Here is a 20,259-nt window from a genome sequence, read left to right on the forward strand (position 1 = left end):
GGTTGAGAGAGCAATTTCCGCTTGATTGCACCAGAAAAATAGCCCAGACGCGAACAGTTTTCCAATCAGGGGCCGCGCCATGTTCGAATCCTTCGGCTTTGAAGAAACCACCGCGAAACAGGCCAGCGTCGTGCTGGCACTGGTCATTGGCTTGCTGTTCGGCGTCTTTGCCGAGCGCACGAAGTTCTGTTTTCGCCGCGGCCTTGTGGGCACGGACCGGCGCGCCGCCCTTGGTGTCTGGCTGACCGCACTAGGCGTCGCCGTGATCGGCACGCAGCTCGCCGTGACCTACGGGTTGATCAGCTTTGAGGGACACCGCTTCATGGCCGCCGATCTGCCATGGCTTGCCATCCTCGCGGGCGGCGTAATGTTCGGCGCGGGAATGGTTCTGACGCGCGGCTGTGTGTCCCGGCTGACGGTGCTGACCGGGTCGGGCAACCTGCGCGCCTTGCTGGTCCTGCTGGTCTTTGGCGTGGTCGCCCATGCGACGCTCAAGGGCGTTCTCGCGCCCGTCCGCACGACGCTTGGCGCGGTAACGCTGCCCTTGGGCGAAACTGTCAGCCTGGCGGCCCTGCCCGGTGGCGCAATGCTTTGGGCCGCCATTGTCGGTCTGGCAGCACTGGCGGTGGGCTTGCGGTCGGGAAACCGCGCGGGGACGCTGTTGATGGCCGCGCTGCTGGGTCTGCTTGTGCCCACCGCCTGGGTCGGCACCGGGTTCATCCTGCTGGACGAATTTGACCCGATCGCGATGGAAAGCCTGTCCTTCACCTCGCCCTCGGCTGACAGCCTGTTCTGGCTGGTCGCGTCGACCTCCATCCCGGCAGGGTTCGGCGTGGGCCTTCTGGGCGGCGTGTTGGCGGGCGCATTGGCGTCGTCGCTCGCCTTCCGCAGCTTCCGCTGGCAGAGTTTTGAAAGCGCCGCGCAGACCGGCCGCTACCTGACGGGTGCCGCACTGATGGGGGTGGGCGGGGTATTGGCAGGCGGCTGCACCGTGGGCGCGGGCCTGTCGGGCGTCCCGACACTGTCCTTCGCTGCGATCCTCGCGATCCTGTCGATTGCGGGCGGTGCGCTGGCGGTGAATGCCGCGCTGCGCGGCGTCAATTCATCCGGGCGCGTATCCGACGGATTGCCAACCACACCAACACAACAACCGGCAGAGTGACCGCCGCCTGAAGCAACCCCTTGCTCAGCCCGACAAGCTCTGCCAGCGGGTAAAGCAGGTAGCCCGCCAGTGACACGGCGTAATAGCTGATCGCGACGACCGACAGGCCTTCGACAGTCTCTTGCAGGCGCAATTGCATATCGGCGCGCTTGTCCATGCTTTCCAGCAACCTCTGGTTCTGGGCAGAGCGTTCCACCTCGACCCGCGTGCGCAACAGATCACCGGCACGGATCGCCCGGTCGGCCATTGCCTCCAGCCGCCTTTCGCTGGATTTGACGGTGCGCATGGCCGGATCGAAGCGGCGCATCATGAATTCGGCAAAGGTCTGACGGCCACCGAAACGGTCTTCGCGCAGCACCTCGACGCGCTGACTGACAAGCGCTTCATAGGCACCGGTCGCGCCGAAGCGGAACGCGGATTGCGCCGACAGGGCTTCCAGCTCTGCCGAGACGCGCAGCAGCCCGCCCAGCGTTGCCTCTGACGGATCGTCGCCAGAGGTCATCTGCACCATCAGCTTGGAAAGCTCTGCATCGATCACGCTCATCCGCGGCGCAAGTTCGCGCACCCGCGCAAAGCCCAGCATCGACATGGTCTTGTAGGTCTCGATCTCGCACAGGCGCTGCACCACGCGCCCCACCCGCCGCTCGCCGGTCTCTTCGCCCACAAAGGCCGCGAACCGGGAATGCCCGGCCGTGTCGATGCGAAAATCGCCCGCAATGACCACCTCGCCGTCCAGCACGTCACTGACGGCAAGGCTTTCCGGCACGAACCAGTCATTGACCTTCGCCGCCACGTCCTCGTCGGAAATGCGACGCTCCACCCGGATCATCGCCGAGACCATCCGGACGCCCGGCGCGGCTTTCAGCCAATCGTGGGGAAAGACGTCAAAGTCTGTGGGATCGAATGGCCGTTGCCCAAGCCCGGACAGGAACACCGTGTAGGTCACGAACTCTGTATGGCTTTCCCATTTTATCGCGTGTTTGCCGATCTCACCCGAGAAATGCGTCGCCCCCGGCTGAGGATGCGCAGCACCGTGACGGTCCAGCAGATCCGTCAGATGCGCCAGATCGGCGGCACGGTCCCGCGATGCCGCATCGGTCTGTCGTTTGACGGCCAGAAATACCGCGCGGCACGGCGTGGACAGGAACGGAAACGGTCGCGCGTGCAGCTCATTGGCCAAACGGTAACGCAAATCATGGTCGGATATGGGCATCAGAGAAGCGGGTCCAGTTCTTGTCATTTCCATCCGCATAGGCAGAGCGCATCGCTCTGTAAACAGGAATATTCAATTAATTCCATAAGTTAGATGAGTACAACTGCATACCAACTCGCACTAGACAGCATCAGCAAGATCGCATTCGGATGCTTTTCCAAGGGGATAGCGGCACAGCGCGATGCTGCGGGCGGTTCTGACCGGACTGCAAGGCAGTCCAACGCATCGCGGGTGCTCAGGCGGGTTGCCACAACTCCACCGGATTGCCTTCGGGGTCGTGGATGCGGGCAAATTGCCCGACCTCGGGGCTGTTCCATTCATCACGGGTTTCAACTTCGATGCCCGCGCGTTTGAGTTGCGCGATCATACCCTCCAGATCGTCGACGCGGTAATTCAGCATCCACTGCTGGCCAGAGCGGCTGAAATAATCGGTATCTGCCGGAAACGGCGCAAAAACGGTATAGCCTTCGCGCTGCTGCCAAGGCGCATCCGTCACCGGATCAACGCCAAGATGCTGGCTATACCATTGCGACAGCGCCGCGGGATCTTTTGCCCGGAAGAACACCCCGCCAATGCCGTTAACCTTGTGCATGATCGTCTTCCCCAAAATATCATCTCAGCCATGAAACGCGCCGATCCCGCCCAGTGTGGCCATCTGGATACCGCCGCCGTCAGCGCCGAAACCCACCGACGCGTTCGAAATAGACCGCGCCGAGCGGATCAAAGATCGCACGCACAGCTTCGTTGGCAGGACCGTAGACAACCAGCCGCGTGGACGTGAACACATCCGAAAACCGTGCGCCGAAATTTGGACCAAAGCTTTGCATATGGGCGACGGCTGCGGCATTGTCAGCATAGCGATCCTGAAGATGCACCAAATCGCCCGAGCGTTGAAATTCGTAGCGAAGCGTTCCGTCCTCGGTCTGGGTCGAGGTGATCATGTCGGCCATAAGTGCCTGGAACGCCTCCTCTTTCCCATCCTTGATTGTCACCTCGACAAGCAGCTGAATATCATCGGCGCTTTCGTCCGAATGGCCATCTGCATGTGCCGCACCGGAAAGCACGAAGATCACGCCGACGGCAGATAGAAAACGATGGAAATATCGGGTCATCTGTGGATCTCCAAAAATCTGGACGACAGCAGCAGGGCTGTAAAGATACTATGCGACGGTGACCCCAGGTTAACATCATTGCGCATTTCCGGCAACGAAAGCTGCGTCGCAAGCGACGTCTGAATGCAATAAGGCCCCGCTGATCAAAGCGGGGCCTCACGATGAAGGTTCAAAAAGGGGCGCGCTTAGCTGATCTTGGCCAGAAGCGCGTTCAGGCTGTCTTTGGCATCGCCGTAGAACATGCGCGTGTTGTCCTTGAAGAACAGCGGGTTCTCGATGCCGGAATAGCCGGTGCCCTGCCCGCGTTTGGAGACGAAGACCTGCTTGGCCTTCCAGCATTCCAGCACCGGCATGCCAGCGATGGGGCTGTTGGGATCGTCCTGTGCGGCCGGGTTCACGATGTCATTGGACCCGATCACGATGGCGACGTCCGTATCGGGGAAGTCGTCGTTAATCTCATCCATCTCCATCACGATGTCATAGGGCACTTTGGCTTCGGCCAGTAGCACGTTCATATGGCCTGGCAGACGGCCCGCAACGGGGTGAATGGCGAAACGCACGTTCTTGCCCTTTTCCCGCAGACGCTTGGTCAGTTCGGACACCGCTTGCTGGGCCTGTGCGACCGCCATCCCGTAGCCTGGGATGATGATGACGCTGTCGGCCTCGTCCAATGCGTTGGCCACACCATCCGCGTCAATCGCGATCTGCTCGCCCTCAACCGCCATCTGCTCGCCCGCGGGGCCACCAAAGCCGCCCAGGATCACAGAGATGAACGACCGGTTCATCGCCTTGCACATGATATAGGACAGGATCGCACCGGATGAGCCGACCAGCGCGCCGACCACGATCAACAGATCGTTGCCAAGGCTGAAACCGATCGCCGCCGCCGCCCAGCCCGAATAGCTGTTCAGCATCGACACCACCACCGGCATATCGGCACCGCCGATGCCCATGATCAGGTGATAGCCGACGAACAGCGCCGCGAGCGTCATCAGGAAGAGCGGGAAGAAACCGCCTGTGTTCATGTACCAGATCAGGCAAAGCAGCGACAGAAGCGCCGCCCCGATGTTCAGCAGATGCCCGCCCGGCAGCTTCTTCGCCGCGCTGGTGACCTTGCCAGCCAGTTTGCCGAAGGCCACGATCGACCCGGTAAAGGTGATCGCACCGATCAGGATGCCAAGGTAAAGCTCAACCCGCAGGATACCCTGTTCCACACCGTCTTTCTTGGCGATCAGCGCCGCGAAGCCTTCAAGACCGATGCGCGCGGTTTCGTCCATGGCCAAAACGCGGCCAAGTTCGAAATGCGCGTTGAAGCCCACAAAGACCGCTGCCAGACCAACAAGGCTGTGCATCGCGGCCACAAGTTGCGGCATCTCGGTCATGCCGACGCGCTTGGCAATGACCCAACCGATGGCACCGCCTGCCGCGATCAGGATCAGCGACAAAAGCCACAGCCCCGAGCCCGGTCCGATCAGCGTTGCGAAAACTGCAAGCGCCATGCCGACAATGCCGTACCAGACGGCGCGTTTTGCGCTTTCCTGCCCTGAAAGCCCCCCGAGCGAGAGGATGAAAAGGACAGCCGCGACGACATAGGCCGCTGTTGTAAATCCGAATTCCATAACCCTGCCCCCTTACGACTTCTGGAACATGGCGAGCATGCGCCGTGTCACGAGAAATCCACCGAATATGTTGATACCGGCCATGAAGACCGAAAGCGCCGCCAGCAGGATCACCAGGAACGACCCGGACCCGATCTGCATCAGCGCGCCAAGAATGATGATTGACGAGATGGCGTTGGTGACGGCCATCAATGGCGTGTGCAGGCTGTGCGCCACACCCCAGATCACCTGGAACCCGACGAACACGGCCAGCACGAAGACGATGAAGTGCTGCATGAAGCTGGCAGGCGCGATCAGCCCCACACCCAGCACCAATGCGCCACCGACTGCCAACAGGGTCACCTGCTGTTTGGTCTGTGTTCTGAAAGCCGCAACCTCGTTGGCGCGCTTCTCTTCAGCCGTCAGTTCCTTGGGTTTTTCTTTTTTCTGCGCCGCAATCGCCTGAACCTTGGGCGGCGGCGGCGGGAAGGTCACCTCGGACGCGTGGGCGATGGTTGCCCCACGGATCACGTCATCCTCCATGTTGTGAACCGGGTTGCCGTCCTTTTCGGGCGTCAGGTCGGTCATCATGTGCCGGATATTGGTCGCATAAAGCGTCGAGGATTGCGTCGCCATCCGGCTGGGGAAATCGGTATAGCCAATGATGGTCACGCCATTATCGGTCACGATTTTCTCGTCCGGTACAGTCATCTTGCAGTTGCCGCCGCGTTCGGCGGCAAGATCCACGATCACAGATCCCGGCTTCATCGCCTTGACCATATCCTCGGTCCAAAGCTCTGGCGCTTCGCGGTTGGGGATCAGGGCGGTGGTGATGACAATGTCGATGTCGGGCGCAAGCTCGCGGAACTTCGCAAGCTGGGCCGCTGCGAATTCGGGCGAGGATACAGCGGCATAGCCGCCGGTTGCCGCGCCGTCCTGCTGCTCTTCCTCGAAATCGAGGTAGACAAATTCGGCCCCCATCGATTCGACCTGTTCGGCCACTTCGGGGCGCACGTCGAAGGCGTAGGTGATCGCACCCAGCGAGGTCGAGGTGCCGATGGCCGCCAGTCCGGCAACGCCCGCGCCGACAACCAGAACCTTGGCCGGGGGCACCTTGCCCGCCGCCGTGATCTGGCCGGTAAAGAAACGCCCGAAATTATTGCCTGCCTCGATCACCGCGCGGTAACCCGCGATATTGGCCATCGAGGACAGCGCATCCATCTTCTGGGCGCGGCTGATGCGCGGCACCATATCCATCGCGATGACACTGGCCCCCTTGGAGGCGCACAGATCCATCAGCTCCTTGTTGGAGGCCGGATAGAAAAATGAAATGAGGGTCTTGTCGGCCGTCAGCCGTTCGGCCTCTGCATCGCTGGGGGGCCGCACCTTGGCGATGATATTGGCCTCTTGCCACAACGTCTCTGCGGTCGCGGCGATCTTTACGCCGGCGGCCTCATAGGTCGCATCCGAAAACCCTGCGGCCAGTCCGGCACCGGTTTCAATTACACAATCATACCCCAGCTTTTGCAGCTGAAGCGCCGAGTCCGGAGTCATCGCGACCCGGTTCTCGCCGTCGAACACTTCCTTTGGCGTTCCTATTTTCAAGTTCCTGTCCCCCTTGCGTCAGAACGGGCAATTTCCCTAGCGGCAATGCCGCATCTTGGTCGGTCTACAGTGCTGACCTACCCGCGACAAGCAGCCATGCCGCCGTTCAATGCTGCTACACAGCATATTAAGAGCAGAAGTTACACCCACCTTCTGACTTGTTGCGTGTATCGTGCGAATTGCGCAACGAACTTTCGTCGTAGCCGCGCCTCTTCCGGGAGGATAAACCGGACCTCGATCAACCAGACAAAGATTGGCACCAGCGGCAGGGCCAGCACGGCGTCCCAATACAGGATCAGTCCGGTCAGGATCATCGAATCGCCGAGGTAGATCGGATTGCGCGTGCGGCTGAAAATGCCCGTGGTCACCAGCGCGTCCGGAATGCGGTGCGGCACGACGGTGGTCCGTTTCGAGCGCATCTCGTAAACGGCAAGCACCATCAATAACAGCCCGCCGCCAACCAGCATGCCGCCGAGCAGATCGGCCCAGACCGGGCCAAAGCTCAGCCCCAGAGGTGCCCATGTCTTTTGCGCCCAGGCCAGGCCCAGCGCACCGACCAACCAGACGGGCGGTAGATCAAGCCATTTCATGTCATCCTCCGGACAACGACAGGTGCCCGTGCCCGCTGATCCCCTGCCGCTATTCCCATTCCATTTCCTCAAAGACCCGGCCGGCGTTCTTTGTTGCCAACTCTTCGAAGGTATCCAGATGCGCCCAGTTTGTCTGATCCACATAATACGCCCCGGCCAGATCACCGCCCTCTTCGATATGCGCCCCGATCTTGGCACGCAAATCCACCAGATAGTCATGCGTGTAACGCGTAACCTGCGCAAGGTTCGTCGGATGTCCATGCCCCGGAATGACATAGGTCGGGTTCAGCGGCACCAACGCGGTCTCCCAAGTCTCGATCCAGCACGAGGTGCAGGTATCGGCAAAAATCGGCGGCATCCGTTCGTGAAAGGCGATATCCCCGGCAATCATAATGTCCCACGCAGGAATCCAGACCTGTGTGTCGCCCGGCCCGTGCGCGGGGCCAAGGTGAAGCACTTCCAGCGTCACATCGCCCATCTCGACGGTTTTGCGGTCCTCGAACGACATGTTGGGCACCACGACGCGTGTGCCCTCTGCCTTGTCGCGGTTGTAGCCCTGCATGGCTTGCAGAATGAAGTCGCCGTTTTCCGCGATCTCTTCGATGGCCTCGACATGGGCGAGTATATCGACGCCCTGATCGGCCCAATAGGAATTGCCCAACATCGCATGGCCTTGCCCATTCTCATTGATGACAAGACGCACGGGCTGGTCGGTCACAGCGCGGATTTCGTCGTGCAACGCGGCGGCCAGGCGGGCACTGGCCCCTCCGTTCACCACCACGACACCGTCGCCTGTCACCACGAAGCTGAGGTTGTTGTTATGGCCTGAATTTTCATAGGACGGCGGTGCTGTTGCCCCGATGGCCGAGAATACATGCGGAATCACCTCGACCGGCTTGGAGTAAAGTTCCGACTGCGGATATTGATCCGCGATATCCTCACTGGCCCAAACAGATTGCGCCAATACTGCGGCCACCGCGCCAATCAAAAAGGTTTTCATGCGACTCTCCCTGCAAATTCCAACGTCACATTCACAGGAATGAATTCGTAAGTAAAGCGGCCCCTTGCCCCTGCCTCCGGCTGCGCTACTCTGCCCGCCAAACGAAAGGACGCGCATGACACTTGCAGGCAAACACGCACTCGTCACAGGGGGCGGCACCGGGATCGGCCTTGCCATCGCCCGCGCGCTGGCAGATCGGGGTGCCGTGGTCACGATCACCGGTCGCCGTCGCGCGGTGCTGGAGGAAGTGGCAGGCGGCATCCTGCATCCGCTGGAGATGGACGTCCGCGACGAAGCCTCTGTCGTGGAGGGCATCGCAAGTGCCGTTGCCGCCCGTGGGCCTGTCCAGATCTGTGTGCCCAATGCCGGCATCGCCGAAGGCCGCGCCCTGCACAAGACGGACATGACGTTCTGGCGCGACATGATGGCCACCAACCTTGATGGTGCCTTCCTGACGATCCGCGAATGTCTTGCCTCGATGCATCAGACTGATTGGGGGCGCGTCATTGCGGTGTCGTCAATTGCCGGCGTTCGTGGCCTCAAGGGCGCGCCGTGTTACAGCGCCTCGAAACACGCGATGATCGGGCTGATCCGCGCGCTGGCCGCCGATTATCTTGGCAAACCCTACACGTTCAACGCGCTCTGCCCGGCTTATGTGGATACCAATATCGTGCCGCAGAACATTGACCGTATCATGGCCCGCACCGGCATGTCAGAGGATGACGCCCGCAAGGTCATGGTCGGTGCCAATCCGCATGGCCGCCTGATCGCCCCGGCAGAGGTCGCCGAGGCCGCTCTCTGGCTCTGCGGCGACAATTCCGGCAGTATCAACGGACAGGCAATCCAGATCGCCGGAGGTGAAATGTGATGGATTTTTCTGCAACCCGCGCGATGTTCGATCTGCCCGATGGCGTGATCTATCTTGACGGCAACTCGCTTGGTCCGCTGCCGAAAGCCGCAGCAGAGCGGGTCGCGCGCACGGTGAAGGACGAATGGGGAGAGATGCTCATTACCGGCTGGAACCGCGCCGGATGGATGGCGCAGCCGTCGGTTCTGGGCGATCGCATCGGCGCGTTGCTGGGCGCTCCCGAAGGCAGCGTGGTGCTGGGCGACACATTGTCGGTCAAGGTCTATCAGGCCCTTGCCGCCGCATTGCACATGCGCCCGGATCGCAAGGTCATCCTGTCGGACAGCGGCAACTTTCCCTCGGATCTGTATATGGCACAGGGGTTGATCGCCGGTCTGGACAAAGGGCATGAGTTGCGGGTTGTTGAGCCAGAGGAAGTGCATGACGCCATAACCGAGGATGTCGCGGCGCTGATGATCACAGAGGTGGACTATCGCACCGGACGCCGCCATGACATGCCCGCGCTGACCGCCAAGGCGCACGAGAAAGGCGCGCTGGCGATCTGGGATCTGGCGCATTCGGCGGGGGCCGTGCCGGTGGACCTGACGGCGGGCAAAGCCGATTTCGCCTGTGGTTGCACCTACAAGTTTCTGAATGGCGGCCCCGGCGCGCCTGCCTTCATCTATGTGGCCCCGCAACATGCAGAGACCGCGCAGCCTGCCCTGTCTGGTTGGCTTGGGCATGAAGCGCCCTTTGCCTTCGATCCGGACTACCGCCCCGGTCAAGGGATCGAGCGGATGCGCGTCGGCACGCCTGCCGTCTTGCAAATGGCCGCGCTGGAAACCGCGCTCGATATCTGGGACGGGGTGGACATGCAGGCGCTGCGCAAGATGTCTCTGGCACTTGGGGATCTGTTCATCACCGAGATCAGCGCCCGCTGCCCCGATCTGGCCCTTGCCACGCCCAAGACGCATGCGATGCGCGGCTCTCAGGTCAGCTTTCGTCATCCGCAGGGCTATGCGGTCATGCAGGCCCTGATCGCCAGAGGCGTGATCGGAGATTTCCGTGCCCCGGACATTTTGCGGTTTGGCATCACGCCGCTTTATACGTCAAAGGACGACATCCGCGCTGCCGCAACGATCCTTGCCGAGATTCTGGACCAAAAGCTTTGGGACCGGCCCGAGTATCACAAGCGCGCCGCCGTGACCTGAACTTGGAACCGACGCGCCGCACGACGGGTGGCTCAGGCCGTTTGCAGCGCAGCGCGTTCACCGCTCGCCCATGCCCGCACCGCGTTGCCAAAGGCGGTGAACAGCGGACGCGAGACCGGATCGTTGGCCGCGTCCCATTCCGGATGCCACTGCACCGACAGGGTAAAGCCGGGCGCACCGCTGATATAGGCGGCCTCAGCCGTGCCATCAGGGGCCACGCCATCGATTGCAAAGCGCGCGCCTGGCGTCTTGACCCCCTGCCCGTGTAACGTGTTGGTCATCACCTCGGAGGTGCCCAACAACCGATGAAAGACGCCGCCTTCGGTAAAAGTGACCTTGTGGCGCAGCGCGAATTTCTCTTCGATCGTACCGTCGGGCGGCATGCGGTGGTTCATCCGGCCCGGCAGGTCGCGGATTTCGGGATAAAGCGTTCCGCCCATCGCCACGTTCACCTCTTGATACCCGCGGCAGATTCCAAGGAACGGCTGGCCCGCCTCGACGCAGGCCCGCACCAGCGGCAGGGTGATGGCATCCCGCGCCCGGTCGAACGCGCCATGTGCCTCTGTCGGCGTCTCACCGTATTCCTCGGGGTGGACGTTGGGCCGCCCGCCGGTCAGAAGAAAGCCGTCGCATGTCTGCATTAATTCCGCCACCGTCACGAAACGCGGATCGGCAGGGATCAGCAGCGGAATGCACCCTGAAACACAGGCAACCGCCTCAGAGTTCATCGCCCCACCGGCATGGGCCGGATAGTCATCGTTGAGCAAATGCTGGTTGCCGATAATGCCGACAATGGGTCGTGTCATATTGGACAGGTCTCCGGAACGCTTCTGCGTCAATCTAATGCTCTCAGGGGTAAGAGAAAAGCCCGGATACTACAGTTTGAGGCGGTTACACACCCAAGATGGGCCGCGCTGCCCGGTTTCAAGGCAGTCGGTCGCCCCTGAACGCACCCGTAACCAACGCCCCCTCTGCGGCGCAGAGAGTGGCGCGCCGTTGAGGTGCTGCCGGTCGCGCCCGAACATCACCACTCAGGATCGCTTTGACCAATTTTGAAACCATGCCTACTGTCATGGTAAAGATAAATGCAGGCGCACCGATGCTGACAAACTTTGACCTTGTTGAACTGACGCGGTTCCGCCGAGACCTTCACATGCGTCCGGAATTGTCCGGGCAAGAAGCCGAAACGGCGCAATCCATCGTGGCGGCGCTTCGCCCCCTTTCCCCCGACCGCATTTTGCAAGGACTGGGCGGCCATGGGGTTGCTGCGGTGTTCGAAGGTGCCTCAGAGGGTCCGACCGTCCTGTTCCGGGCAGAATTGGATGGCCTGCCGATACAAGAGCAGTCGGACAAGGCCTGGGTGTCCCGGATCCCCGGCCAAGGCCACCTGTGCGGTCATGACGGGCATATGGTGATGCTGCTGGCGCTGGGGCGGCTGATCGCCCGTAAACCCGTCGCGTCAGGGCGAGTCGTCCTGATGTTTCAACCCGCCGAAGAGGACGGGAGCGGGGCCCGCGCGGTGGTAACAGACCCGGACTTCGCTGACATCGCTCCGGATTGGGCTTTCGCAATCCATAACGAGCCGGGCCGCGAATTTGGCCATGTTGCGACGCGCGCCGGGCTGATCAACTGCGCCTCTCGCGGTCTTGCAATAAAGCTGAAGGGAAAGACCGCCCATGCGGCCAACCCCGAAGACGGCATGTCACCGGCACGCGCCGTCGCTGAACTGATCCCCGCCTTAAGCGCCCTCGGCACCGGAGGCGCGTTGGACGATGCATTCAGATTGGCCACCGTCACCCATGCCCGTATCGGCGAACCGACCTTTGGCGTCGCCCCCGCTGACGCGGTGATCCATGTGACCCTGCGCAGCGCGAGTGATGATGCACTGGAAAGCATGTCAGGGAAAGCACGCAGGCTTGCCGAAACTATCGCCGGACGTGATGGGCTGACCGTCTCATTCGAGATCTGCGACGACTTTGCCGCCTCGATCAACGATCCCGATGCAACCGCTATCGCAGTGGCCGCAATGACCGCAATCGGCGTGGCAAATGGCGAGGACGGTTTGCCGATGCGCGCCTCAGAGGATTTCGGCGTGTTCGGCTGGAATGCAAAGGCTGCAATGCTCTGTCTTGGCACAGGGCAAGACTGCGCGGCCTTGCACAACCCCGATTATGATTTTGACGACAACCTTATTCCGATCGGCGCTGCGATATTCGAACGGATCGCGCGCGACCTTCTCGGGACGGCGTGACAACCGGGTGATCAACGCGGACACGTTCTGCGGCGTGGTCCGAAACGAACGAATACGGTAAAATTGGATACACCTGACGGATCGTCCCTGCCCCCGCAGAAGCCCGATCCGTCAGAAGAAATGGCCTGCACGCGATCACTGCATCGTCAGTTTCGGCCGAATTGCCCGCTCACCCGGCTGCTTTCTTTTCCAGCCTGCGGGCGTGCAGAACCGGCTCGGTATAGCCCGAAGGCTGCACGCGCCCCTTGAACACCAGATCACAGGCGGCCTGATAGGCGACACCGTCAAAACCCGGTGCCATGGCGGTATAGGACGGGTCATCGGCGTTTTGCCGGTCCACCACGGCGGCCATTTTTCCCATTGCCGTGGTCACTTGCTCTGCACTGATCACATCGTGGTGCAACCAGTTGGCAATGTGCTGGGCAGAAATCCGGCAAGTGGCGCGGTCCTCCATCAAGGCAACGTCATGGATGTCGGGCACCTTGGAGCATCCGATCCCCTGATCGATCCAGCGCACGACATAGCCAAGGATGCCTTGGGCGTTGTTTTCGACCTCTTGCAGGATTTGCGCCTCTGACCACATCCGGTAGCTGGCCAGCGGAATATCGAGGATCGTTTCGACATAGGCGCGCCGTCCGCCTGCCTTCAACTTGTCCTGCACGGCGAACACATCGACCTTGTGGTAATGCAACGCATGAAGGATGGCCGCCGTTGGCGACGGCACCCATGCACAATTGGCACCGGATTTGGGGTGTTCGATCTTGGCTTCCAGCATTGCGGCCATGGCGTCGGGCATCGCCCACATGCCCTTGCCGATCTGCGCCTTGCCCTGAAGCCCGCATTCCAGCCCGATATCGACATTCTGGTTCTCGTACCCGCCGATCCATGCCTTGCGCTTGATGAAATCCTTGCGGCTGAACGGCCCGGCCTCCATCGAGGTATGGATCTCGTCTCCGGTGCGGTCAAGAAAGCCGGTATTGATGAAGGCGACACGATGGCGAGCGGCGCGAATGCATTCCTTGAGGTTGACCGTGGTGCGGCGCTCTTCGTCCATGATGCCGATCTTCACGGTATTCGCGGGCAGGCCCAGCACCTTCTCGACATGATCGAAAGTCTCGCTGGCAAAGGCGACTTCATCGGGCCCGTGCATCTTGGGTTTGACCACATAGACAGACCCGCTCAGCGAATTGCCACCGTCGCGTTTGAGGTCATGCATGGCGATCAGCACCGTGATCATCGCGTCCATCAGGCCTTCGAAAACCTCGTTGCCATCCTTGTCGAGTATGGCCGGGTTGGTCATCAGATGCCCGACATTGCGGATCCAAAGCAAAGCGCGGCCCTTCACGACCAGTTCGCTGCCATCCGGCGCGGTATAGCTTTGGTCCTTGTTCAGCCTGCGCGACAGGGTCTTGCCCCCCTTGGTGAAGCTGGCCTCCAGATCGCCTTTCATCAGGCCAAGCCAGTTGCCATAGGCTTGCGCCTTGTCCTCGGCATCGACGCAGGCCACGGAATCTTCGCAATCCATGATCGCGGTTACGGCGGATTCCATCACGACATCCGCCAAGCCTGCCTGATCGCGCGCACCGATGAAATGCGTTCGGTCGAAAACCAGCTCGACATGCAGGCCGTTATTGCGCAGCAACAACGCCTCGGGTGCTTTGGGGTGGCCGCGATAGCCGACGAATTTTTCCGGTTGCGCCAGCGGCATATCATCCACCAGAAGCGCGCCATCACTGATGTGATAGCGCCGCGCATCGGCATGTGAGCCACCGTCGATCGGGAAAGCATCATCCAGAAACACGCGCGCCCGTGCGACAACCCGCGCACCGCGCCCCCGGTCATAGGGGCCTTTGGGCGCGGCATGTCCCATCGCATCGGTGCCGTAGAACGCATCATAGAGCGACCCCCAACGCGCATTCGCCGCATTCAGGGCAAACCGCGCATTGGTGATCGGGACGACAAGCTGCGGACCGGGCACAGAGGCAATCTCCGGGTCGACATTCGCGGTATCGATCTCAAAATCGCCGCCTTCGGGGAGAAGGTAACCGATCTCTTCCAGAAACGCCTTGTAGGTCGGCAGGTCAAGCGTCTGCCCGCGTTGCGCTATATGCCAGGCATCAATCTTGGCCTGTAATTCGTCACGCCTGTCCAGAAGTGCGCGGTTCTCAGAGCCTTTCTCATGCAGCAAGTCCGACAGCCCCGCCCAGAAATCATCGGCGGCAATGCCCGTTCCCGGCAGCGCGTGATCCTCAATGAAATTGTACAGAATTTCGTCGATTTGCAGACCATTGCGGTCGATGCGATCTGTCATGGAAAACCTCTTGGCCTACGCGAGGCACACGCCCCGGCATTTGTGCAAAAACGAGTAAGACAAAAGTTTCAAGTAGGCAACATGGAGCTATCCATCCGATGCGCGGTTGCACCATAGACCGTAGCCTGGAAGTCCACAAACTGCCTTGGGGGCATCAGATCCGTTTCGACAGGCCGAAGGCCACAAGATGACGGGTCAAGCCCGTCATGGATCTGTCTTGCCGGTCATTCGGCTTGTTCAACCTCACCGGTCCGCCCGTCGATCTGGGTCTCTGCACCTTCAGGATCGTCACCGGCGGCAAACATCCAGATAACAAACACGATGAACAGCACCAACGCGGCACCCACCGCGAATTTCATCGCACCCAAAGCGGGGCGATGGTTTTTTTCCTGGGTCTCGACATTCGTTTGGGGGGCTGACATCGTATGCTCCTGTATTTGGCGTCAACATTTCGCGGCTTTGACCGTGCTACTTCGTCAACAGCGTGGTGGTGCAAAAGTTCGGCGAAAATTCGGTTCTCACGGAGATGTGTGCATGAGAGACTCCCCCCCTCAGACGGTCTATCTGAAGGATTACACCCCGCCCGCCTGGTTGGTGGAGGATGTGCATCTGACCTTTCGGCTTGCCGCCAAAACCACGCGCGTGATCAGCCGCATACGCTTTGCGCCCAATCCGGACAGGGTGGATCAGACGTTTTTTCTGCATGGCGAGGATCTGGTGCTGATCTCCAGCCATATCGACGGCGTGGCGGTCACACCCAAGATCACGGCAGAGGGGCTGAGTTGCGACGTCCCGGACGGCCCTTTCATCTGGGAAGCCGAGGTCGAGATCAGCCCGGCGACGAATACCGCGCTTGAGGGGCTGTATATGTCCGGCGGCATGTATTGCACGCAATGCGAGGCCGAGGGGTTTCGCAAGATCACCTATTACCCAGACAGGCCGGACGTGATGGCACCTTTTACCGTGCGGATCGAAAGCGATCTGCCGGTCATGCTGTCCAACGGCAATCCGGTGGCCAAGGGTGAGGGTTGGGCCGAATGGCATGATCCGTGGAAAAAGCCCAGCTATCTCTTTGCGCTTGTCGCGGGCGATCTGGTCAACCACCCGGATAGTTTCACCACCATGTCCGGCCGGGACGTGGAACTGAACATCTGGGTCCGTCCCGGCGATCTGCACAAATGTGCCTTCGGAATGGAGGCGCTGAAGAAGTCGATGAAATGGGACGAGGATGTTTACGGCCGCGAATACGACCTCGACATCTTCAACATCGTCGCGGTCGATGACTTCAACATGGGCGCGATGGAAAACAAGGGGCTGAACATCTTCAACTCCTCTGCCGTTCTGGCCAGTCCCGAAACCTCGACCGATGCCAATTTCGAACGCATCGAGGCGATCATCGCGCATGAGTATTTCCACAACTGGACCGGCAACCGGATCACCTGTCGCGACTGGTTCCAGTTGTGCCTGAAAGAAGGGCTGACGGTCTACCGCGACAGCCAGTTCACGTCTGACATGCGGTCCGCGCCCGTCAAGCGGATCAGCGACGTGATTGACCTGCGCGCGCGGCAATTCCCCGAGGATCAGGGACCGCTGTCGCATCCGGTGCGACCCGAGAGCTTTCAGGAGATCAACAACTTCTACACCGCCACCGTCTACGAAAAGGGTGCCGAGGTGATCGGCATGCTCAAACGGTTGGTGGGGGATGAGGCATATGCGCAGGCGCTCGACCTCTATTTCGAGCGGCATGATGGCGATGCGGCCACGATCGAAGACTGGTTGCAGGTATTCGAGGATGCGACAGGCCGCGATCTGACGCAATTCAAGCGCTGGTATACCCAATCCGGCACACCACGTCTGAAAGTTACCGAAGACTGGACCTCCGCAGACGACGCGTCCCGCCCCCCGAGCCGGGACCTTGCGGCCAGCCCGGAGGCCCCGGATCAAGTCCGGGGCGGGGACACCCCAGGCGGCACCTACACGCTGACATTCGAACAGCACACCCCGGGGACATCCGGCCAGACCGAGAAGGCACCGCAGGTTCTGCCCATCGCTGTTGGCCTTCTGGGACCAAACGGCGACGAAATCACGCCGACAACGCTGCTGGAGATGACGCAAGCCAAACAAAGCTTCGTGTTCACCGGGCTGTCGGCGCGCCCCATCCCCTCTATCCTGCGCGAATTTTCTGCGCCGGTTGTGCTGGAACGCGAAACCAGCGCCGACGAGCGCGCCTTTCTGCTGGCGCATGACACCGACCCGTTCAACCGCTGGGAAGCCGGCAGACAGCTTGCCCGTGACGGGTTGATCGCGATGATCCGCAACGGCTCCCCCGCCGACGACCGCTGGCTGGAAGGCATGAGCCGCGTCGTCCGGGACGATACGGCGGACCCGGCTTTTCGGGCGTTGATGCTGTCCCTTCCAGCAGACTCCGAGCTTGCACAAGTCCTGCATGAACAGGGCACCACCCCGGACCCGGATACCATCTGGCAGGCGCGCGAAACGCTGACCCAACAACTGGCGGATACGTTACAGGATGCCCTGCCCCGCCTACATGCAGAGATGACGGTCGAGGGGGCATATTCGCCCGATGCGGGCCCCGCAGGACGCCGGGCGCTTGCCGGCAAGCTTCTGGGCTTGACGACACGGCTGGACGGCGGCGCACAGGCAGCGCGGCAATACACGAGTGCCGACAACATGACCCTGCAACTCACGGCACTGGCTTGCCTGATCCGATCCGGCAGAGGCGAGGATGCGTTGGCCGCGTTTTACAACCGGTGGAAAGACGACCGGCTGGTGATCGACAAATGGTTCATGCTGCAAATCGCAGAGGCGGATCCGGCCCGCGCAGCGGATGTCGCCAAGACGCTGACCGAACATCCCGACTTTGACCTCAAGAACCCCAACCGGTTCCGCGCGACGATGGGCGCGCTGGCGATGAACCATGCCGGGTTCCACCGCGCCGACGGGGAAGGATACGCCTTGCTTGCCGATTGGCTGATCCGACTTGACGCGCTGAATCCGCAAACCACGGCGCGGATGTGCTCGGTGTTTCAGGCTTGGCGCCGGTACGATGCAGGCCGGCAGGCGCTTATGCAGCGAAACCTCGAACGTATCGCGGCCAAATCCGACCTCAGCCGGGACACCGCCGAAATGGTAGGACGCATCCTGGGATAAACACCTTCAGGACCACCGGTGCCCGCACGGGCATCGGTGGGGTTTGCACCCGCATGGAACACGCCTGGGACGCGTCCGAAAGCTTGCCGCACCGGTCCTGCGATTGCTGTCTGAAAATGCCACGCTTGTTAGATAGACGATCACAAGAAAGGATGGTGGGCGTTAATCACCACAATAGCGGTCACGGCATCGCAACGCGCGTGCCCTTAAAAGGCCGTTTCCCGCTGATAAAGCCGTTCAGATCGCTCCAGAACTTGAAAAAAACCAGCGCAGGGCCAATCTTGTCCAACTGACGCCGCAAAACCGTGAACAGGTCAACATGTATGACCGGATAGATCCCCTTATCGAGGAACGTGCGCCTTGGCTTTTCTCCGGCCGGCTTGGCACGCGTCCGGCCCGTGCCGCGCTGAACACCTTGCTGACATACAAGCGCACCGTTTCGCTGGCGGAGAGTTTTCGCGACACACCGAGCGCCCGGATCATGCAACAGATGGCGCAGATGCTGGCGCGCGATGTGGTCGTCGCCGGACTGGACAATATTCCCCGGCAAGGCGCAGCCATGGTCGTGGCAAATCACCCGACCGGAATTGCCGATGGCATCATCCTGCACGGCGCACTGGCCCGGATTCGCCCCGATGCGTATTATTTCGCCAATCACGACATCCTGCGGGTGCTGCCGCAGATGCAGGACATGATCGCGCCGGTGGAATGGCGACCGGAAAAGCGCAGCCACGGCAAGACCCGAGAAACAATGGCCTATACGCGTCAAGCCGTGGCAGAGGATCGGATGGGCGTGATCTTTCCGTCAGGCAGGCTGGCAAAACGGTCAGGCCTGCGCCTGCACGAACGCCAGTGGATGCCATCGGCGGCTATGATCGCGCGCAAATTCGATCTGCCGGTGATTCCGGTCAATATTCAGGCGCGCAACTCGGCGATGTTCTATCTGCTTGACCTGATCCACCCGACATTGCGCGACATTACCCTGTTCCACGAAACACTGAACAAGCATCGTCAACCCTATCGTATCACCATCGGCGAGCCTATTTCTGCCGCCGCCCTTCCGGCCCGGTCGGACGAAGGGATAAAGCTTCTGCGTCGCGCAACTCTGGCGCTTGGCGGCGCGCATGCCCCGACCGTGTCGCTGGTGGACAGCTCGCGCAGGCCGTTCTGGATGAGACGCCGAGTACCGACCAACTGAGCAACGCAATGGTCAGTTCGATACAAGATCAACCGGCCGGGCAACCGGGCGCACAAAAGGCACCGATTTGCAGTAGCTCTGCCTGCGCAACCAAGTCGCCATATCACGGCGCTTCGCGGCGCTGTGGAAGGGGCCCCAATCGGCGGCGACACCGCGCATTCCGCGCGCGATCACCCCGTCCCGCCGGACGGTCCGGGTCATGATCCGCAATCCGCAGGACAGGTTCGCCGCACCATTCATCAGCGCCGCTCCGGTCCGGGCCTTGCATCCATAGCCACGCGCGGTTGCCGGCAGAATTTGCAACAATCCATACCAACGCCCGCCGCCGCCCACAGCTTCGGGCCGGTAGGTGCTTTCATGTTTGGCCAGCGCCGACAGGAACCCCACCCAGAATGCCCGCCGATCGGCCAGACTTGCACTGGCGTAGCCCGGACACCAATCGGCCACATCTTTCGGCACAGTGCGGGCCAGCGGTTCGGCATGCGCGGACAGTGCCGACAGCGCCGCGCGCGACCATGTCGGTCCCTTGTTCACATGGTGCCAGCGCGTTGCAGGAAGGCGGTCGATGCGGCGCTGAGGACGCAATGACAGTGTCGGCGCAAGCACAGAGGCCGTTACAATATTCCCCTGAACGGTCGCGGACCGCAGCAGCGCGACACCCACAGGCTTATCAGGCAACACCGTATCGGCCGCGTGCAGCGGTCCGGCCAATACTCCCAAGATGATGAGGCGTCTGAGCATCGTGACAGAATGCCCAAACGCCACCCAGCGCGCAAGCATGCCGAGCACGGCTTTTACCCGATGGCGCGCCTTTGGCCCGCAGATGCGCAACCACCGCCCCACGCGGGTCGCGTCCCGGCCTTTGCGCCGGGACCTCTGCCCGGTCCATCAGGCCTGCTCGGCACCTGTCGCACCAACACGGCGCCGCAACCAATCGGATTGCGCCCCTCGGCGGCCTGCACTGCCCCTTGCTCCTGTCCCGGCTCTGTC

Annotated in this window: 17 protein-coding genes; 6 read left to right on the forward strand and 11 right to left on the reverse strand. The window is 61.3% G+C overall.

What is annotated here, in order from left to right:
* Positions 1–79: 79 nt before the first annotated feature.
* Positions 80–1,162, forward strand: a complete 1,083-nt coding sequence (locus tag DMZ65_RS02340) for a YeeE/YedE family protein (RefSeq protein WP_116597265.1) — start codon at positions 80–82, stop codon at positions 1,160–1,162.
* Here DMZ65_RS02340 and DMZ65_RS02345 read toward each other — a convergent pair.
* The 7 genes from DMZ65_RS02345 to DMZ65_RS02375 all read right to left on the reverse strand — a co-directional run bounded on the left by DMZ65_RS02345 (position 1,098) and on the right by DMZ65_RS02375 (position 8,280).
* Complete coding sequence (locus DMZ65_RS02345; RefSeq protein WP_116597581.1) at positions 1,098–2,378, reverse strand: DUF3422 family protein; 1,281 nt, start codon at positions 2,376–2,378, stop codon at positions 1,098–1,100. The genes DMZ65_RS02340 and DMZ65_RS02345 overlap by 65 nt on opposite strands.
* 232 nt (positions 2,379–2,610) lie before the next feature.
* Positions 2,611–2,967: a VOC family protein gene (locus DMZ65_RS02350; RefSeq protein ID WP_084352440.1), complete on the reverse strand. Its 357-nt coding sequence runs from the start codon at positions 2,965–2,967 to the stop codon at positions 2,611–2,613.
* A gap of 79 nt (positions 2,968–3,046) precedes the next feature.
* Positions 3,047–3,487, reverse strand: a complete 441-nt coding sequence (locus DMZ65_RS02355) for a putative quinol monooxygenase (protein ID WP_116597266.1) — start codon at positions 3,485–3,487, stop codon at positions 3,047–3,049.
* 185 nt (positions 3,488–3,672) lie between these two features.
* Complete coding sequence (locus DMZ65_RS02360; protein ID WP_116597267.1) at positions 3,673–5,106, reverse strand: NAD(P)(+) transhydrogenase (Re/Si-specific) subunit beta; 1,434 nt, start codon at positions 5,104–5,106, stop codon at positions 3,673–3,675.
* A gap of 12 nt (positions 5,107–5,118) precedes the next feature.
* Positions 5,119–6,690: a Re/Si-specific NAD(P)(+) transhydrogenase subunit alpha gene (locus DMZ65_RS02365; protein WP_116597268.1), complete on the reverse strand. Its 1,572-nt coding sequence runs from the start codon at positions 6,688–6,690 to the stop codon at positions 5,119–5,121.
* A 140-nt stretch (positions 6,691–6,830) separates the two neighbouring features.
* Positions 6,831–7,280, reverse strand: coding sequence for a methyltransferase family protein (locus DMZ65_RS02370; RefSeq protein ID WP_116597269.1), 450 nt, complete (start codon positions 7,278–7,280; stop codon positions 6,831–6,833).
* 49 nt (positions 7,281–7,329) lie between these two features.
* Positions 7,330–8,280, reverse strand: coding sequence for an MBL fold metallo-hydrolase (locus tag DMZ65_RS02375; protein ID WP_116597270.1), 951 nt, complete (start codon positions 8,278–8,280; stop codon positions 7,330–7,332).
* Between the two features lie 115 nt (positions 8,281–8,395).
* On the opposite strand from DMZ65_RS02375, the gene DMZ65_RS02380 reads away from it, so the two are divergent.
* Together DMZ65_RS02380 and kynU are read left to right on the forward strand one after the other, a co-directional pair.
* Positions 8,396–9,148 (forward strand): SDR family NAD(P)-dependent oxidoreductase, encoded by a 753-nt coding sequence (locus DMZ65_RS02380; protein WP_116597271.1) that lies wholly within the window; start codon positions 8,396–8,398, stop codon positions 9,146–9,148.
* Positions 9,145–10,338, forward strand: a complete 1,194-nt coding sequence (kynU, locus tag DMZ65_RS02385) for a kynureninase (RefSeq protein ID WP_116597272.1) — start codon at positions 9,145–9,147, stop codon at positions 10,336–10,338. Before DMZ65_RS02380 ends, kynU begins: the two co-directional genes overlap by 4 nt.
* A 32-nt stretch (positions 10,339–10,370) precedes the next feature.
* Here the strand turns inward: kynU and DMZ65_RS02390 are convergent, their stop codons facing one another.
* Complete coding sequence (locus DMZ65_RS02390; protein ID WP_116597273.1) at positions 10,371–11,144, reverse strand: gamma-glutamyl-gamma-aminobutyrate hydrolase family protein; 774 nt, start codon at positions 11,142–11,144, stop codon at positions 10,371–10,373.
* Positions 11,145–11,437: 293 nt separating this feature from the next.
* Here DMZ65_RS02390 and DMZ65_RS02395 point away from each other — a divergent pair, with 293 nt between their 5' ends.
* On the forward strand, positions 11,438–12,589 hold the full coding sequence (locus tag DMZ65_RS02395; RefSeq protein ID WP_116597582.1) for an amidohydrolase: 1,152 nt from the start codon (positions 11,438–11,440) through the stop codon (positions 12,587–12,589).
* A gap of 169 nt (positions 12,590–12,758) precedes the next feature.
* Here the strand turns inward: DMZ65_RS02395 and DMZ65_RS02400 are convergent, their stop codons facing one another.
* Positions 12,759–14,900: a malate synthase G gene (locus DMZ65_RS02400; protein ID WP_116597274.1), complete on the reverse strand. Its 2,142-nt coding sequence runs from the start codon at positions 14,898–14,900 to the stop codon at positions 12,759–12,761.
* Between the two features lie 224 nt (positions 14,901–15,124).
* Complete coding sequence (locus DMZ65_RS02405; protein ID WP_116597275.1) at positions 15,125–15,322, reverse strand: hypothetical protein; 198 nt, start codon at positions 15,320–15,322, stop codon at positions 15,125–15,127.
* 112 nt (positions 15,323–15,434) lie between these two features.
* Here DMZ65_RS02405 and DMZ65_RS02410 point away from each other — a divergent pair, with 112 nt between their 5' ends.
* Both DMZ65_RS02410 and DMZ65_RS02415 read left to right on the forward strand, forming a co-directional pair.
* The gene (locus DMZ65_RS02410; protein WP_116597276.1) at positions 15,435–18,071 is read left to right on the forward strand and encodes a M1 family metallopeptidase; all 2,637 of its coding nucleotides are present in this window, start codon (positions 15,435–15,437) and stop codon (positions 18,069–18,071) included.
* 319 nt (positions 18,072–18,390) lie between these two features.
* Positions 18,391–19,269 (forward strand): lysophospholipid acyltransferase family protein, encoded by an 879-nt coding sequence (locus DMZ65_RS02415; RefSeq protein WP_116597277.1) that lies wholly within the window; start codon positions 18,391–18,393, stop codon positions 19,267–19,269.
* A 12-nt stretch (positions 19,270–19,281) separates the two neighbouring features.
* On the opposite strand, the gene DMZ65_RS02420 is transcribed toward DMZ65_RS02415, so the two are convergent.
* Complete coding sequence (locus tag DMZ65_RS02420) at positions 19,282–20,010, reverse strand: transglycosylase SLT domain-containing protein (protein ID WP_198662604.1); 729 nt, start codon at positions 20,008–20,010, stop codon at positions 19,282–19,284.
* Between the last annotated feature and the right edge of the window lie 249 nt (positions 20,011–20,259).

The sequence above is a fragment of the Primorskyibacter marinus genome, from assembly GCF_003313245.1.
Taxonomy (GTDB): Bacteria; Pseudomonadota; Alphaproteobacteria; order Rhodobacterales; family Rhodobacteraceae; genus Primorskyibacter; species Primorskyibacter marinus.

Bases quoted from the DNA above. Each gene is read 5' to 3' on its own strand.
- DMZ65_RS02340 (WP_116597265.1), top strand. From the start codon at position 80: ATGTTCGAATCCTTCGGCTTTGAAGAAACCACCGCGAAACAGGCCAGC.
- DMZ65_RS02350 (WP_084352440.1), bottom strand. From the start codon at position 2,967: ATGCACAAGGTTAACGGCATTGGCGGGGTGTTCTTCCGGGCAAAAGAT.
- DMZ65_RS02355 (WP_116597266.1), bottom strand. From the start codon at position 3,487: ATGACCCGATATTTCCATCGTTTTCTATCTGCCGTCGGCGTGATCTTC.
- DMZ65_RS02360 (WP_116597267.1), bottom strand. From the start codon at position 5,106: ATGGAATTCGGATTTACAACAGCGGCCTATGTCGTCGCGGCTGTCCTT.
- DMZ65_RS02370 (WP_116597269.1), bottom strand. From the start codon at position 7,280: ATGAAATGGCTTGATCTACCGCCCGTCTGGTTGGTCGGTGCGCTGGGC.
- DMZ65_RS02375 (WP_116597270.1), bottom strand. From the start codon at position 8,280: ATGAAAACCTTTTTGATTGGCGCGGTGGCCGCAGTATTGGCGCAATCT.
- DMZ65_RS02380 (WP_116597271.1), top strand. From the start codon at position 8,396: ATGACACTTGCAGGCAAACACGCACTCGTCACAGGGGGCGGCACCGGG.
- DMZ65_RS02390 (WP_116597273.1), bottom strand. From the start codon at position 11,144: ATGACACGACCCATTGTCGGCATTATCGGCAACCAGCATTTGCTCAAC.
- DMZ65_RS02395 (WP_116597582.1), top strand. From the start codon at position 11,438: ATGCTGACAAACTTTGACCTTGTTGAACTGACGCGGTTCCGCCGAGAC.
- DMZ65_RS02400 (WP_116597274.1), bottom strand. From the start codon at position 14,900: ATGACAGATCGCATCGACCGCAATGGTCTGCAAATCGACGAAATTCTG.
- DMZ65_RS02405 (WP_116597275.1), bottom strand. From the start codon at position 15,322: ATGTCAGCCCCCCAAACGAATGTCGAGACCCAGGAAAAAAACCATCGC.
- DMZ65_RS02410 (WP_116597276.1), top strand. From the start codon at position 15,435: ATGAGAGACTCCCCCCCTCAGACGGTCTATCTGAAGGATTACACCCCG.
- DMZ65_RS02415 (WP_116597277.1), top strand. From the start codon at position 18,391: ATGTATGACCGGATAGATCCCCTTATCGAGGAACGTGCGCCTTGGCTT.
- DMZ65_RS02420 (WP_198662604.1), bottom strand. From the start codon at position 20,010: ATGCTCAGACGCCTCATCATCTTGGGAGTATTGGCCGGACCGCTGCAC.